13 protein-coding genes and 2 tRNA genes are annotated in these 14,837 nt (G+C 59.1%); 14 read left to right on the top strand and 1 reads right to left on the bottom strand.

The annotated features are described in order from the left end of the window. Positions 1–107: 107 nt before the first annotated feature. The 4 genes from BGE01nite_RS22210 to BGE01nite_RS22195 are packed head-to-tail and all read left to right on the top strand — an operon-like array spanning position 108 to position 4,682. Entirely contained in the window at positions 108–506 is a 399-nt protein-coding gene (locus tag BGE01nite_RS22210; RefSeq protein WP_146853820.1) for a GntR family transcriptional regulator, read from the top strand. After that, a complete protein-coding gene (locus BGE01nite_RS22205) occupies positions 503–1,393 on the top strand; it encodes an ABC transporter ATP-binding protein (protein WP_146853818.1) in 891 nt (296 codons plus the stop codon). The genes BGE01nite_RS22210 and BGE01nite_RS22205 overlap by 4 nt, the downstream gene beginning before the upstream one ends. Then, positions 1,390–3,033, top strand: coding sequence for a hypothetical protein (locus BGE01nite_RS22200; RefSeq protein ID WP_146853817.1), 1,644 nt, complete (start codon positions 1,390–1,392; stop codon positions 3,031–3,033). The genes BGE01nite_RS22205 and BGE01nite_RS22200 overlap by 4 nt, the downstream gene beginning before the upstream one ends. Positions 3,034–3,038: 5 nt before the next feature. Beyond that, positions 3,039–4,682 (top strand): hypothetical protein, encoded by a 1,644-nt coding sequence (locus BGE01nite_RS22195; RefSeq protein WP_146853815.1) that lies wholly within the window; start codon positions 3,039–3,041, stop codon positions 4,680–4,682. A 15-nt stretch (positions 4,683–4,697) separates the two neighbouring features. Here BGE01nite_RS22195 and BGE01nite_RS22190 read toward each other — a convergent pair whose 3' ends face one another. Continuing rightward, complete coding sequence (locus BGE01nite_RS22190) at positions 4,698–5,555, bottom strand: alpha/beta hydrolase (RefSeq protein ID WP_146853813.1); 858 nt, start codon at positions 5,553–5,555, stop codon at positions 4,698–4,700. A gap of 257 nt (positions 5,556–5,812) precedes the next feature. Here BGE01nite_RS22190 and BGE01nite_RS22185 point away from each other — a divergent pair. The 10 genes from BGE01nite_RS22185 to rpoB all read left to right on the top strand — a co-directional run bounded on the left by BGE01nite_RS22185 (position 5,813) and on the right by rpoB (position 14,792). Continuing rightward, positions 5,813–5,887, top strand: a tRNA-Thr gene (locus tag BGE01nite_RS22185). Positions 5,888–5,966: 79 nt separating this feature from the next. Continuing rightward, positions 5,967–7,151, top strand: a complete 1,185-nt coding sequence (gene tuf / locus BGE01nite_RS22180; RefSeq protein ID WP_146853811.1) for an elongation factor Tu — start codon at positions 5,967–5,969, stop codon at positions 7,149–7,151. A gap of 152 nt (positions 7,152–7,303) precedes the next feature. Then, positions 7,304–7,379 (top strand) — tRNA-Trp (locus BGE01nite_RS22175). 50 nt (positions 7,380–7,429) lie between these two features. Beyond that, the gene (locus BGE01nite_RS22170) at positions 7,430–7,654 is read left to right on the top strand and encodes a preprotein translocase subunit SecE (RefSeq protein WP_146853809.1); all 225 of its coding nucleotides are present in this window, start codon (positions 7,430–7,432) and stop codon (positions 7,652–7,654) included. A gap of 45 nt (positions 7,655–7,699) precedes the next feature. Continuing rightward, the gene (nusG, locus tag BGE01nite_RS22165; RefSeq protein WP_146853807.1) at positions 7,700–8,281 is read left to right on the top strand and encodes a transcription termination/antitermination protein NusG; all 582 of its coding nucleotides are present in this window, start codon (positions 7,700–7,702) and stop codon (positions 8,279–8,281) included. 60 nt (positions 8,282–8,341) lie between these two features. Beyond that, positions 8,342–8,767, top strand: coding sequence for a 50S ribosomal protein L11 (gene rplK, locus BGE01nite_RS22160; protein WP_146853805.1), 426 nt, complete (start codon positions 8,342–8,344; stop codon positions 8,765–8,767). 47 nt (positions 8,768–8,814) lie between these two features. Continuing rightward, positions 8,815–9,513: a 50S ribosomal protein L1 gene (rplA, locus tag BGE01nite_RS22155; protein ID WP_146853803.1), complete on the top strand. Its 699-nt coding sequence runs from the start codon at positions 8,815–8,817 to the stop codon at positions 9,511–9,513. 21 nt (positions 9,514–9,534) lie between these two features. After that, a complete protein-coding gene (gene rplJ, locus BGE01nite_RS22150) occupies positions 9,535–10,074 on the top strand; it encodes a 50S ribosomal protein L10 (protein WP_146853801.1) in 540 nt (179 codons plus the stop codon). 146 nt (positions 10,075–10,220) lie between these two features. After that, positions 10,221–10,592: a 50S ribosomal protein L7/L12 gene (rplL, locus tag BGE01nite_RS22145; protein WP_146853799.1), complete on the top strand. Its 372-nt coding sequence runs from the start codon at positions 10,221–10,223 to the stop codon at positions 10,590–10,592. Positions 10,593–10,940: 348 nt separating this feature from the next. Beyond that, the gene (gene rpoB, locus BGE01nite_RS22140) at positions 10,941–14,792 is read left to right on the top strand and encodes a DNA-directed RNA polymerase subunit beta (protein WP_146853797.1); all 3,852 of its coding nucleotides are present in this window, start codon (positions 10,941–10,943) and stop codon (positions 14,790–14,792) included. Positions 14,793–14,837: the final 45 nt, after the last annotated feature.

The following is a 14,837-nucleotide window of genomic DNA, read 5'->3' as shown; positions in this document are numbered from 1 at the left end:
GCACTCCTGGACGCTCCGCGACTCCTCAGCCTCTCCCGCAGACAAAAAATAAACTCTTGCGTGAACTGAGTGTATTAGTTAACATAATACACGTAATACACAAAAACATGCTACCGTTCCCCATCGAGCTCACCGCAGGCGCCCCGATCTATGAGCAGATCGTGGAGGCGGTGCGCCGGGCCGTGGCCAGCGGCAGGCTGAAGGAAGGAGACCGCTTTCCTTCCGTCCGGGCCATCAGCGCGGAACTGCGGGTGAACCCAAACACGGTGCAGAAGGCCGTGACGGAGCTGACCTCGCTGGGGCTGCTGGAAGTGCATCCAGGGCAGGGGTGTTACATCGCCACGCGGTCGGTCAGCACAGTCCGCCAGCAGCGCGAGGCACTGGCACCGCTTCTGGAGCGCCTGGTCATCGAGGCGGCTCATCAGGCCGTGGATGAAGCCACGCTCCTCGAACTCCTCCGGGCCAAGTGCCGTGAACTGAAGATCAACCTCGACTCCAACTCATGAACACCATCATCGAGACTGAAAACCTCTCCCGCCGCTATGGCAGGCAGGAGGCCGTGCATGATCTGAACCTCAGCGTGCCGCGCGGAACCCTGTGCGCCTTCCTGGGCCGCAATGGCGCGGGCAAGACCACCACCATCAAGATGCTGGCCGGACTGGTGAAACCCACCTCCGGGCAGGCGAGGCTGCGTGGCAAGGATGCGCAGAAACTGCGTCCGGAGGACTGGCAGCGCATCGGCTACGTGTCCGAGAATCAAAAGCTCTACGACTGGATGAAAATGGGCGAGCTGATCGCCTTCACGCGCGAGCTGTATCCGCAGTGGGACCGGCAGTTTGAAGCGGACCTCACCCGCAAGTTCACCCTGCCGCTGGATCGCAAGATCAAGCATTGTTCGTTAGGGGAACAGCGGAAGCTGGCGCTGCTGTTGTCACTGGCCTACCGCCCGGAGTTGCTGATCCTCGATGAACCTTTCAGCGGCTTGGACGTGCTGGTGAAGGATGAGTTTCTCAGCGGCCTGCTGGAACTCACGCAGCAGAATGAATGGTCCGTGTTCTTCTCCACGCATGACATCGCGGAAGTGGAGAAGCTGGCGGACCAGGTGATCATTCTGGAGAAAGGGCGGCTGGAACTGAGTGAATCTCTGAATGACCTGCAGCAGCGCTTCCGCCGTGTGCAGCTCTTTGACCGGTGGCCGGAAGACTGGCCGCTGGAGGGTGTGCTGGATCCGCAGCAGAGTGACAGCAATACCAGCTTCACCCTGACCCGCTGGACACCGGAGGCGGAGGGACGTCTGCGCGAGCGCTTCAGCAGCGCCGTGGAGATCCGTTCCATGTCTTTGCAGGAGATCTTCCTGGTGCTGGCACGCAGCTATCAATCCCGCGCTGTATGAAAATGCTGCTCCATCTCATGGGCAAGGACCTGCGGCATGTCCGCAGCCAGCTCATCTTTTTTGCCATCTGTGTGCTGGCCGCGCTCTGCGTGCCGCTGGCGCAGCGATGGGTGGATGAGCCTCATTGGTCAGTGCCACTCGTGCACTTCGCCAGCCTGCTCTTGGTTGTCAGCATGATGATGGCGCTGCTGGTGGCCTGGATTCATCTGGATCACCCGTGGGACACCAAGGGCTTCATGCAAACCCGGCCGCTGAGTCCAATGATGCGCTGGCTGCCGAAGTTTCTCTGCTGGGCGCTGTTTCTTATGCTCCCGGTGCTGGCTGCGATGTTGCTGCAGCTCATGTGCTACCGGCTGGACCTCGACTCGTCGGACTATGTGAAGTTCATCAGCCGGGCCTTTCTGCGCATCAGCGGTGCCTATGGTGTCATGGCCTTGATCGCCGTGCTCATCCGCAATCATCGCATCGCCGCCCTGGTCTGCCTGGTCCCGCTGATCTTCACACTCCTCGTGCTGAGTCCTCCCAGTTCATCGAGCTTTGGCTTTGAAGACGGAGATCATGTGAGCGGCTTTGATTTGATGATCAGCCGCAGTTTAGTGGCGCAGAGTCTCACGCTTGCAGGAGGCTTTGTGATCGCCGGCATGCTGCTGGCCCGGCGCCGATGGCACGTCTGGGTGCTGGCGATCCTTGGCATCGCCAGCGCAAGATTACTGGCCGAGCAATACTGGCCTTGGGACCTGACGGGGGGCAGGCAGCCTGTGGTTGCCACCGACCAGTCTCGTGTTGCCGAGCTGGAGAAGCAGGTTCGGGTCAGTTGTGAAGGTGAGCTGAGCCTCGCCTACCACGTCAGGGGAGAGGCTTACACCTACCACACAGATCCCTTGAAGTTCGAAATGCCCGCTGGGGCCATCGAATGGCCGCATGTGATCGATCAAACCTATGAGCCACTCTGGTTGGGAGATGGAAAGTCCGTGGACTCCACCCAAAAACTTTTGACCGGGGAGGCGAAAGGCTGGCAGAGCTTCTACCCATCGACACCTCTGCAGATTTTGCGGAATCTCGTGAATCATCATGGAGCTGAGCAGGCCGAACCTTTTTTCCTGAATGACAACCGGCCCCAGCTCCGCGTGGCCACCCAGACACCGCTTCTGAATGATGCCAAGGTGAGGATGGCGGGACGTCTCGATGTCTCGTGGTTTCGTCCCGTGATTCTCGCAGAGCTGCCTCTGGAGGCTGGCACGTTCTTCGCTCATGAGGGGCGCTCGGTGAAGGTGCAGGAGGTGTCATCCAGCGGCGGCACACTCTATCTGAAGCTCCTGCTCACCAGCTTCTTCCCCAAGGCCGCTCATGTCTCGCTGGCCGATCAGAATCCCGCGTTCCAGATCTTTGCCGCACATCCTGAGCGGCAGGAGATCACCGCCCGTAGCAGCGACACCAGCAGCAGGGGCATGACCTCCAGCCTGACCGTGGAAGAGCTCTCCCTGACCGCCTTCTACGCCATCATGAATGCGGAAGGCCGGAGGGTGCGGGTGGATCCCTTCTGGGCGCAAAAAGCACGGCTCTACGTGGTGAAGCGCGAGAGCATCGGTCGATGCCGCCATCGCTATGAAGGCGAGGTCACAGTGGATCATCGGAGATAAAAATCATGAAAATGACCCTGCATTTCCTTCTCAAAGACCTGCGCGCCACCTGCCCGTGGTGGGTGGTCACACTGGTGCTGGCTGCGGGCCTGGTGGTCATTCCTGTGCGCGGGAATGTCACGGCGGACTGGAGCTGGAACAATCTCTCTTTTTGGTTAGGCTGGCTGCTGTGTCTCGCGGTGCTGCTGCTGCAAGGCCGTCTGCTCAGTCTGGACCCGCCGGTGGGGGCGGAGCGCTTCATCGGCACGCGGCCCGTCAGTGGCTGGTGTGTCGTGGCAGGGAAGGCGGGCGTGCTGGTCCTTCTTGGCTTGCTGCCGCTGATTCTAGCCTTCGGTATTCGGATTTTCCGTCTGGGCATGGATGCAGGCGCCCTGCAGACGTCTGGCATTCTAGCGCAGGACATCTGTCTGCTGACCCTGGTGGTGGGCATGCTCTGTCTGCCTCATACGGCCCTGAGCAGAAATACCTGGACCGGGCTGGCCGCCCTCCTTCTGGCGCTGGTGACTTTCATGTTTGGCAACGGGCTTATGTTCATGTCCTTCGCCCGGGATGCGCTGCCTGCCATCGTGGCCTTTGGGGCATTCGCCATGGGGGCTATGGGAGGCATGCTGGGCCGTTACGGCCGCCTTTCGGCCTGGCCGCGCGTGGGCTGCATCCTGCTCGGGGCGATGCTCGGAGGCGGAATGAGCTACGGCAGCTTCGGACCCCTGATCTGTCCGGCGGATCCCGTTGTGACCCCGGGTGGTGACTTGACCCTCACCGTGGACCGGCCACGGCAGTTCCTGGAAAAGGCTTCCGAGGCGGTTTCCGAACTGGCCCTGAGCCTGAACGCAGACCAGCGGATCGTATCCACCCTGGGCCGCTCAGGCGGTGAGATGGAATTTCGCCAGCATCTTCAACTCCAAGGACTGCCGGCGGGCGTGTATGCGGATTTTGAAAGCGCTGGAGGCTCCTTCCATGTGGCCGGACAGGGGGAGTGGCATGAGCTCCGCCGCAGCGCCGCGGCTCCGGACTGGGGTGTGCACCCTGACGCGGCTTTTCACGCCATTCCGGGAAACCCGCCACCTTCGAAAGATGCACTGCTGAAAGGCATGACCTTTTATCTGCCGCTGGGGCAGGGGACTCTGCCAGAACGGCGTCGTGGAGAGGTGATGCAGGTCAGCTTCAAAGGCGACGCTGTCTTCAGCCTCTACCGCGCTCGCCTGGAGAAGGTACTGCCGGTTGAGAATGGCATGACCTGGTCTGCAGACGGCGTTCGCATTGAGCTCAGCAAGGTGGATCGACCCGCAGGTCAGGTTCAGTTCATGGCTGAGGTGGACGTCTTCGACGCGAACTTGCACGACTTCCGTGACTCACTCCATATGGGGATCTCGGGGCACGGTTTCTTTGGCCTTCAGCGCGGGGCGGGAAAGCCCGCCCGCCTGAATGCCATCCGGGGCTGGACAGAAAACCATCCGCTCCTGCGGCACCGGCGCTTCACGGAGCAGATCAGCATCTCGACTCATGATCGCTGGTGGGGATTTCCAGAGCTGGGGCCTGCCCCAAGCGCCTCCTCCCAAGAGACCGAACTGGCCATTTTCGGGCGCGAAGTCATCGGTACCGTGCGTGTGCCGTTCGAGTTCCTGGATGCCCAGATCACGGTGAAGTGATGCCTTGAAACAAGGTCACCTCCACAGCCATTTCATGGCCTCAGGGAAGATGCTGGCGCCATGCTTGGAGTTATGCGCGCCATCACCTAACGTGAAAGTGTGATCATACTTCATGAAGGTCAGCGCGGCGTCCATCTGGCGGTTTGCCACGGGCCAGTTGCCGAACTGGTTGTCGATGTCTCCCGTGCCGTCCTGGAGGTAAACACGGATGGGTTTGCGCTCCGTGATGCGGATCAGGGCAGGGTAGACGTGACCTCCGGCGAGGTCGACATAACTGCCGATGGTGGAGAAGACTTTGCGAAATTGGTTGGGCCGTTCCCAGGCCACGGTGAAGGCGCAGATGGCCCCGCTGCTGGCTCCTCCGATGCCCCAGCCTTCCGGATCATCGGTTAGGTGGTAGTCCTTCGTCACCCGGGGTAAAATCTCCTCCAAAAGGAAGCGGGCATAGGCATCACCTAACGAGTTATACTCCTTGCCACGGTTGTTGTTCTTCCAGGCGCTGGCAGGCTTGGTGTCGCCGATGTGCCCCGGATTCAGAAACACGGCGATGGTGGGCTTCATGTCCCCGCTGGCGATGAGGTTGTCAAAAACCACCGGCACACGCCAGGCCCCCTTGGTGCCGACATAGTCGTGACCGTCCTGGAAGACCATGAGGTTGGCAGGCTTCTCCGGGGTGTATTGGGCCGGGACGTAGATCCACCAGTCGCGCTTGGTGCCGGGGAAGATTTTGGACTCATGCACCGGCATCTGGGTCACCTTGCCCTTCGGCACGGCCGGGTTCTCCTGGGAGAGGGGGCCGAGCTTGTAGTCATCCGCCGCGGTGACGGAAAGTGCCAGACTGGCAAGAAAAGGGAGAAAAAGCAGGCGGGACATGGTTAAAATAGAGATGCCAGAAGACTGTTTGGGGGTAAGGTGGCGGCCTGAGGGTTCGCTAAGATCACTCAGAATCTTTCAATCGGAACAAATTGTCTTTGACAGACCTGCCAAACACCCTAGTTTCGCTCTCACTTTTTCGGGAACTAGACCGGGGTGTCTACCGACCTTTGATGAGAGTCAAAGCGACGTTGTGCCTCGGTTTTATTGTCGAAAGAGGAGGAGATTCCAATCTTGTGAATCGCCGCCGGTTAGATGCTGTTGTAGCTCAGTGGTAGAGCACGTCCTTGGTAAGGACGAGGTCGAGGGTTCAAATCCCTCCAACAGCTCCATTCCTGCGTCGAATCGCGCCCCGGAGTTTCCGTTTCACGACAAACGAACCAGACCCAAGCGCACAACCCCTCACCTAACATGGCTAAAGAAGCATTCCAACGCAACAAGCCGCACGTCAACATCGGCACTATTGGCCACGTTGACCACGGTAAAACCACTCTGACTGCCGCCATCACGTCGACCCTCGCTACGAAGGGTTTCGCCGAGGCGAAGAAGTATGATGAGATCGACGCCGCTCCTGAAGAAAAGGCACGCGGTATCACCATCAATACCGCTCACGTCGAGTACCAGACCGACAACCGTCACTATGCCCACGTGGACTGCCCTGGACACGCTGACTATGTGAAGAACATGATCACTGGTGCTGCCCAGATGGACGGCGCCATCCTCGTCTGTTCCGCTGCTGACGGCCCGATGCCACAGACTCGTGAGCACATCCTGCTTGCCCGTCAGGTGGGCGTGCCTGCCATCGTGGTCTTCCTGAACAAGGTGGACATGGTGGACGACGCTGAACTCCTCGACCTCGTCGAAATGGAAGTTCGCGACCTCCTTTCCAAGTATGACTTCCCGGGTGATGACATCCCGATCGTCAAGGGTTCCGCTCTCAAGGCCCTTGAAGGTGACGCCGACCATCGTGCGAACATCTTCAAGCTCATGGAAGCCGTGGACAGCTACATCCCCCTCCCAGAGCGTCCGATCGACCAGGACTTCCTCATGCCAGTCGAAGACGTGTTCGCGATCGAAGGTCGTGGTACCGTCTGCACCGGCCGTGTGGAGCGTGGTATCGTCAAGAAGATGCAGGAAGTGGAAGTCGTCGGCATCCGCCCCACGATCAAGACCACCGTCACCGACATCGAAATGTTCCGCAAGCTGCTCGACGAAGGTCGTGCTGGCGACAACGTGGGTCTCCTCCTTCGTGGCGTGAAGAAGACTGACATTGAGCGTGGCCAGGTCATCGCCAAGGTCGGTTCCGTCACTCCTCATAAGAAGTTCACCGCCGAGGTGTACGTTCTTTCCAAGGACGAAGGCGGCCGTCACACGCCGTTCTTCAACAACTACCGCCCACAGTTCTACTTCCGCACCACGGACGTGACTGGCAGCGTGACCCTTCCAGAAGGTGTCGAAATGGTGATGCCTGGTGACAACGTCTCGATCACCGTCGAGCTGATCACCCCGATCGCCATGGAAAAGACGATCCGTTTCGCCATCCGTGAGGGTGGTAAGACGGTGGGTGCTGGCCGTGTTGCCACCATCCTCGACTGATTGCGCTAGTTAAGGTTCGCTTGTCTTGAGCCGCCGCAGGGGATTTGAATCCCAAACCCCTGCGGCGGTCTCTTCATCGACAGAGACAAAGCGGACTTTACAAATGCATCAGCGTCATTCATTCTGCTTTTCGAAGGTATAAAGGTTTTCACAGGTCAGTAGCTCAATTGGTAGAGTAGCGGTCTCCAAAACCGTCGGTTGGGGGTTCGAGTCCCTCCTGGCCTGCCACCTTTCTTCGACATAGCGGACAGAACACACCTGATCCACGTCACCCCTTCATGAGCCGCATCATTGCCTACTGGAACGAAGTCGTCATCGAACTGAGAAAGGCCACCTGGCCTTGGGACCCTAAAGAAAAGGGCTTCGCCAAGTACAAGGAACTGAATGACTCCACCATCGTGGTGTTCATCGCCATGATTCTGCTTGGTGGATTCGTCGCCTTCTTCGACTTTTCCTTCCGCAAGGCTTTTGATGCCCTGACCATCTGGCTCTCCGGGGTCTGATCTGGTTCTAGTTTCCCCCAACCCCTTTTCCTGTCCCCTTCTCCTATGGGAGCCATTCCTGCCCCCCGCGACCAGTGGTATGTTATTCATGTCAGAGCCGGCCTTGAGAACAAGGTGCGTGACTCCATGATTCGTCGCATCCAAACGGAGGAGATGGCGGACTACATTTTCGCCGTCCTTGTCCCCACGGAGCGTGTCTCCGAGGTGAAAAAAGGCAAAAAGACGGAGAGCAACCGGAAGTTCTTCCCCGGTTACGTCATCATGAACTGCCACCTCCTGGATGAGCACAACCGCCTCATCGACAAGACGTGGTATTTCGTCCGTGAGACGGACGGCGTGCTCAACTTCGCCGGTGCCAAAGACCACCCCATCCCCCTGCGTCCACGTGACGTCGAAGGCCTGCTGGCGCAGCTTCGTGACAAGGAGGAAGGCGCGGTGCCGAAGATCGCCTTCAACGTGGGCGACAACGTGCGCGTCACCGATGGTCCGTTCGAAAGCCAGAGCGGCATCATCGAGGAGATCGACCCAGAGCGCGGCGTGCTGCGCGTGTCTGTGAACATCTTCGGCCGCTCCACCCCCGTGGACCTCGAGTACTGGCAGGTCGAAAAGGCTGAAGAAGCCACCTGAGCCGCCTCTCGCAGCGCTGCTACCCTTTCTTAACTCAACCAAAAGTAAGAACCCCCGCCCATGGCCAAAGAAATCGTCAAACAAATCAAGCTCCAGATCAAAGCTGGTGCTGCCAACCCCGCGCCGCCCATCGGTCCTGCCCTCGGTCAGGCTGGTGTGAACATCATGGCGTTCTGCAAGGAGTTCAACGCTGCCACCCAGAAGCTGGGCGGTGACGTGCTCCCGACCATCATCACCGTCTATAAAGACAAAAGCTTCACCTTCATCACCAAGCAGCCCCCGGCTTCCAACCTTCTCAAGAAGGTGGCGAACATCGCCTCCGGTTCCGGCGAAGCTAACAAGAAGAAGGTGGCCAAGATCACGAAGGCCCAGCTCCTTGAAGCTACCAAGCTCAAGCTGGCCGACCTGAACACCACCGATCTCGAGCGCGCCTCCCGCATCATGGCTGGCACCGCCCGTCAGATGGGCATCGACATCATCGACTAATCTCAACGCAGGAGAACGGTCTCCGTTCGCCACCACTGCAAAACACCATGCAAACACGAAGCAAACGCTACAAGAAAGCCGCCGAGATGATTCCGGCTGGCAAGTCCTTCACACTTGATGAAGCTGCAGAGCTGATCCGCAAGCTGCCAGGCACCAAGTTCAACCAGACCGTCACACTTTCCTTCCACATGGGCGTGGATCCGAAGAAGGGTGACCAGATGATCCGTGGTACTTGCCCGCTGCCAAATGGTTCCGGTAAGACTGTCCGTGTGGCCGTCTTCGCCGTTGGCGCTGCCGCTGAGGCCGCCAAGGCCGCCGGCGCCGACCTCGTCGGTTATGAAGACCTCATCGCCAAGGTGAAAGAGGGTAGCATGGACTTCGACGTCGCCATCGCCACTCCGGCTGCGATGAATGAAGTGCGTAAGCTCGGTAAGCAGCTCGGTCCTCGCGGCCTGATGCCGAACCCAAGAACGGGCACTGTGACGGATGACACCGCTGGTGCCATCAAGGCCGTGAAGGCTGGTCGTGTCGACTTCAAGCTCGACAAGAACGGCAACATCGCCACCACGATCGGCAAAGTGCAGTTCGAGAGCAAGGCTCTCGTTGAGAACGGCACCGCCCTGATCGACGCCATCGTCCGTGCGAAACCTGCTTCCGCACGTGGTAAGTACGTCCACAGCATCACGCTGGCCGCCACCATGTCCCCGGCGCTGCGCATTGATGTCGCCAAATACATCAAACTTTAATCCGAGAGGTTACCCAGACTCATGAAAGCTGAAAAAACACTGCTGATCGAAGACCTGCTTCGCCGCGTGAACGCCTCGCCGTTCCTTCTGATCGTCGATTATACCGGCCTGAAGGTCGACAAGTTCGCCGAGCTTCGCAAGCGCCTCAGCGCCGTTGGTGCTGAGATCCACGTCTTCAAGAACAACCTCGTTCGCAAGGCCGCTGAGCAAGCCGGTTATCCTGGTGACCTGAGCGCCCACCTGACTGGCCAGAGCGCCTTCGTCACCGGCGTCAAAGAAATCTTTGGTGCTGCGAAGATCGTCAAAAACTTCGCTGCTGAGTTCGAGAAACCAGCCCTCAAGGGCGGCATCCTCGAAGGCAAGCTGCTCGACGTGGCCACCATCAAGGCCCTCGCCGACCTGCCTTCCCGCGAAGTTCTCTACTCCCAGCTCCTTGGCGTTCTTCTGGCTCCTGGTTCTGCTCTTGCCCGCGCCCTCAAGGCCAAGGCAGAGAAGGACGGCGCCCCCGCCGAAGCTGCTCCTGCTGAAAGCGCTCCCGCCGAAGCTGCCGCCGCTGCTTAACCCCCAGCACACCCCCACCCCTTTGAATAGATGGCTGCGCTGTGCGTGGCCTGATCAGATAAACACCCAATGGTTCCTCGCCGGAGCAAAAGCTTTTGCTCTTAAACCCATCGAAGCTTCGAAATACGGCGATACCGCACACTAACATGGCTGACCTTACTAAAATCGTTGAAGAACTGAGCGGCTTGACCGTTCTCGAAGTTTCCGAACTCGTCAAAACCCTCGAAGAGAAGTGGGGCGTGAGCGCTGCCGCTCCTGTCGCTGCCGCTGGTGCTGGCCCTGTTGCCGCCGCCGTCGAAGAGAAGACTGAGTTCGACGTCATCCTCATTGATGGTGGTGCGAACAAGATTTCCGTCATTAAGGAAGTTCGCAACGTCGTCGCCGGTCTCGGCCTCGCCGAAGCCAAAGCACTCGTCGAAAAGGGCGGTGCCAAGCTCAAGGAAGGCGTCAAGAAGGAAGAAGCCGAAGAGGTCAAGAAGAAGCTCGAGGCCGCTGGCGCCAAAGTGGAGATCAAGTAACTCCCCTTTTTTCAACCATGCGCCGCTCCTTCCGGAGCGGCCATGGACGAAAAAAGCTTTGCAATCCCGACATATCCCTCAAAGAACCGAGATGCCCGTCACCTCCCCCGCTAGCCGCCTGCCCCTCGAAGAACGTTCTTCGAAGACCAGGAAGCCTGCTGGAGGCCGGTCATCGTATCATTTTCCCCCGTCCCCGCGTATCAGCTACGGCTGCCTCGTGGGTGACCCCATTTTCCCATTCAAGACTTCGATGCTCGGGCTGGCGGCCTGATCTTCGAATTTTGAATGTACCCGTGGAGGTTCTCTCCACACCCCACCCCGCCACCTCGCAGCCTCCCCACCTCGCTTATGTCCCAGCGCACTAACTTTGGCAAGATTCACGAAGTTTCCGAGCCGCCGAATCTGATCGAGATTCAGCTTCGCTCCTATGAGGAGTTCCTGCAAAAGAACATCTTGCCATCTAAGCGCAAGGACGTTGGCCTTCAGGCTGTCTTCAAGGAAGTTTTCCCGATCGAGAGCTATGATCAGAAGATGACGCTCGATTTCGTGCTGTATGAGATCGGCGATCCCAAGCTCACCTCCCTGGAGGCCATCCGCGAGGCGGAGACCTACAGCGCACCTCTCTACGTGACGTTTGAGCTTCGCGAGGAAGCCGGCGCCAAGCAGGAGCGTGTGTACATGGGCGAAGTGCCCCTCATGACTGATCGCGGCACCTTCGTGATCAACGGTGCTGAGCGCGTGGTGGTCTCCCAGCTGCATCGTTCCCCTGGTATCTGCTTTGAAAGCAGCCAGCACCTGAACGGCCGCTGGCTCTATGGCTTCCGCATCATCCCTGACCGCGGCACCTGGCTGGAAGTGCAGTTCGACACGAACGATCTCCTCTACGTCTACCTCGACCGCCGCCGCCGTCGCCGTAAGTTCCTGGCCACCACGCTCCTGCGCGTGATCGGCTTCTCCACGGACGAAGAGATCCTCAAACTGTTCTACAGCATCGAGGACCTGAAGCTGAAGGAAGGTCTCAACGAAGAAGAGATCGCCTCCAAGCTGCTGTTCCGTGACATTCTCGATGGCGAGCTCATCGTCGCCCGTGCCTATGAGCCGCTGACCGCCGGTGTCGTGCGCCAGCTCATCCAGCTCGGCCACAAGAGCATCAAGGTCATCACCGCCTCCCAGGACGACCTCATCGTCACTTCCCTGCGCAAAGACCCTGCCAAGGATGAAGATGAAGCGCTGAAGGAAATCTACCGCCGTCTGCGCCCGGGTGATCCTCCGACCGTGCCGAACGCCAAGGCCCTGGTGAAGCGCCTGTTCTTTGATCCCAAGCGTTATGACCTGACCCGCGTCGGTCGTTACAAGCTGAACCAGAAGCTCACGCTGAAGACTGACACCAACGTTCGCGTCCTGGACCCGAACGACGTGGTCTCCGCCATGCGCTACCTCTTCAACCTGCGCGCAGGTGAAGGTCTCCTGGACGATATCGATCACCTTGGCAGCCGCCGTGTGCGTGCCGTGGGTGAGCTCCTGGCCAATCAGTGCCGCGTGGGCCTCGCCCGCACCGAGCGTCTGGTGAAGGAGCGCATGACCCTGTTTGATGTCAGCATGGACGTCATGACTCCTGGCAAGCTGGTCAATCCGAAGGCGCTCGCCGCCGTCGTGCGTGACTTCTTCGCCCGCAGCCAGCTGAGCCAGTTCATGGACCAGATCAACCCTCTGGCTGAGCTGACCCACAAGCGCCGTCTGTCCGCCCTTGGACCTGGTGGTCTGAATCGTGACCGCGCTGGTTTCGAAGTGCGTGACGTTCATCCGTCCCACTACGGCCGTATCTGCCCGATTGAGACCCCGGAAGGTCCGAACATCGGTCTGATCAACTCCCTCGGTTCCTATGCCCGCATCAACGAGTTCGGCTTCATCGAGACGCCGTATCGTCCGGTGAAAGACGGCATCGTCTCGGACAAGATCGAGTATCTCACCGCTGACCAGGAAGAGAACCACCACATCGCCCAGGCGAACAACGTCATCGGTGAAGACAGCCGCTTCGCCGGCGCCAAAGTGACCGTCCGTTATCGCGGTGACTTCCTCGAAGTCGAGCCTGATAAGCCGACGCTCATGGACGTCTCTCCGAAGCAGATCGTTTCCATTGCGGCGAACTTGATTCCTTTCCTTGAGCACGATGACGCCAACCGCGCTCTGATGGGCTCGAACATGCAGCGCCAGGGCGTGCCTCTGCTTGAAGCAGAAGCTCCGCTCGTCGGCACGGGCATGGAAGGCAAAGCCGCCCGTGACTCCCGCGCCGTGATCGTCGCGGATGCGAACGGCACCGTCGCCTCTGCCACTGCGGACGTCATCATCGTCACCAAGGACGGCCATCTGCCTTGCAGCGAGAAGGACTTCCTGGCGAATCCGACCAAGTCCTGCAAGACCGATCCAGACGCCGGCACCTATGTGTACCTGCTCCGCAAGTTCGGCCGCTCCAACGCCGGCACCTGCATCAACCAGCGCCCGCTGGTGAAGCGCGGCATGAAGATCAAGAAGGGTGACGTCATCGCCGACGGTCCTTGTACGGACCAGGGGGAGCTCGCCATCGGCAAGAACATGCTCGTCGCGTTCATGCCTTGGAACGGTTACAACTTCGAAGATGCCATCGTCATCAGCCGTCGTGTTTCCCGTGAGGACATCTACACCTCCATCCACATCGAAGACTTCGAAGTGCAGGCTCGTGACACGAAGCTTGGACCTGAAGAAATCACGCGTGACATCCCGAACGTCGGTGACGAGGCTCTGAAGAACCTCGACCAGGACGGCGTGGTCCGCATCGGTGCTGAAGTGAAGCCTGGCGACATTCTTGTCGGCAAGATCACTCCGAAGTCCGAGACGGAACTGGCTCCTGAAGAGCGCCTCCTGCGCGCCATCTTCGGTGAGAAGGCCGCTGACGTGAAAGACACCTCCCTGCGCGTGCCTTCCGGTTGCGCTGGTATCGTGATGGACGTCCGCATCGCTTCCCGCGGCAATCAGAACAAGGGTGAGGAGAAGGAAAAACTCTCCCCGGCTGAAGCCAAGAAGCAGATCAAGCAGATCGAAGAAGATTACCGCACGAAGAAGGAAGACCTCACCGAGCAGCTCACCGAGAAGCTCAGTGACATCCTCCTCAACGAGAAGATCCCTCTGGACGTGGTGAACGGCCAGACCGGTGAAATCATCCTCGGCGCTAACAAAAAGATCACCAAGACCCTCCTTCGCAAACTCGCTGAGTCCTATGACTCCGTGGAGATCGATCCGAGCCCGATCCGCAACAAGATCTTCGACATCATCCAGAGCTTCGAACAGAAGTTCGCTGATGCGGACATGGAGCGTGAGCGCAACCTCGACCGCATCGAAACCAGCGAAGACGGTGCTGCTGACGGTGTCGTGAAGATGGTCCGCGTGTTCGTCGCCTCGAAGCGTAAGCTGAGCGTCGGTGACAAGATGGCCGGTCGTCACGGTAACAAGGGCGTTGTGGCCACCATCGTGCCGGAAGAAGACATGCCGTTCCTTGAGAACGGAACTCCGGTGGACATCGTGCTGAATCCTCTGGGCGTGCCTTCCCGAATGAACGTCGGTCAGGTGCTTGAAACCCACCTTGGTCTCGCCGCCAAGGCCCTGGGCCTGAAGATCGCCACCCCGGTGTTCGATGGTATCCCTGAGTCCAAGATCATGGAATACATCAAGGACGCCAAGAAGGTCGAAGGTTATGAGTGGATGGGCCTCAACGGCAAATCCAAGCTCATCGACGGCCGCACGGGTGATGCCTTCAACCTCGACGTCGTCGTGGGTTACATTTACATGCTGAAGCTGGGTCACCTTGTCGCTGACAAGATCCACGCCCGTGCTGTCGGTCCTTACTCGCTCGTCACGCAGCAGCCTCTGGGTGGTAAAGCCCAGTATGGTGGCCAGCGCTTCGGAGAAATGGAGGTGTGGGCGCTTGAGGCCTACGGTGCGGCTTACACGCTGCAGGAACTCCTGACCGTGAAGTCTGACGACGTGCAGGGCCGCACGCGCATCTATGAGCAGATCGTCAAAGGCGATCACGCTCTGGAAGCCGGCACACCGGAGTCCTTCAACGTGCTCATCAAGGAAATGCAGTCGCTTGGCCTGGACGTGAAGGTCCACAAGCGTTCCACGCAGGATGCTGAGATCGATGTCATCGAGCGTTTCACCGCCTGATCCCACCCTGAGTACAAGCCACTAACACACAAAGCACCACCTTAC

The sequence above is a fragment of the Prosthecobacter gellanilyticus genome, assembly GCF_007992435.1.
Taxonomy (GTDB): domain Bacteria; phylum Verrucomicrobiota; class Verrucomicrobiia; order Verrucomicrobiales; family Verrucomicrobiaceae; genus Prosthecobacter; species Prosthecobacter gellanilyticus.
The sequence above is the reverse complement of the archived record's forward strand: the minus strand, read 5'-3'. Positions and strand labels throughout refer to the sequence as shown.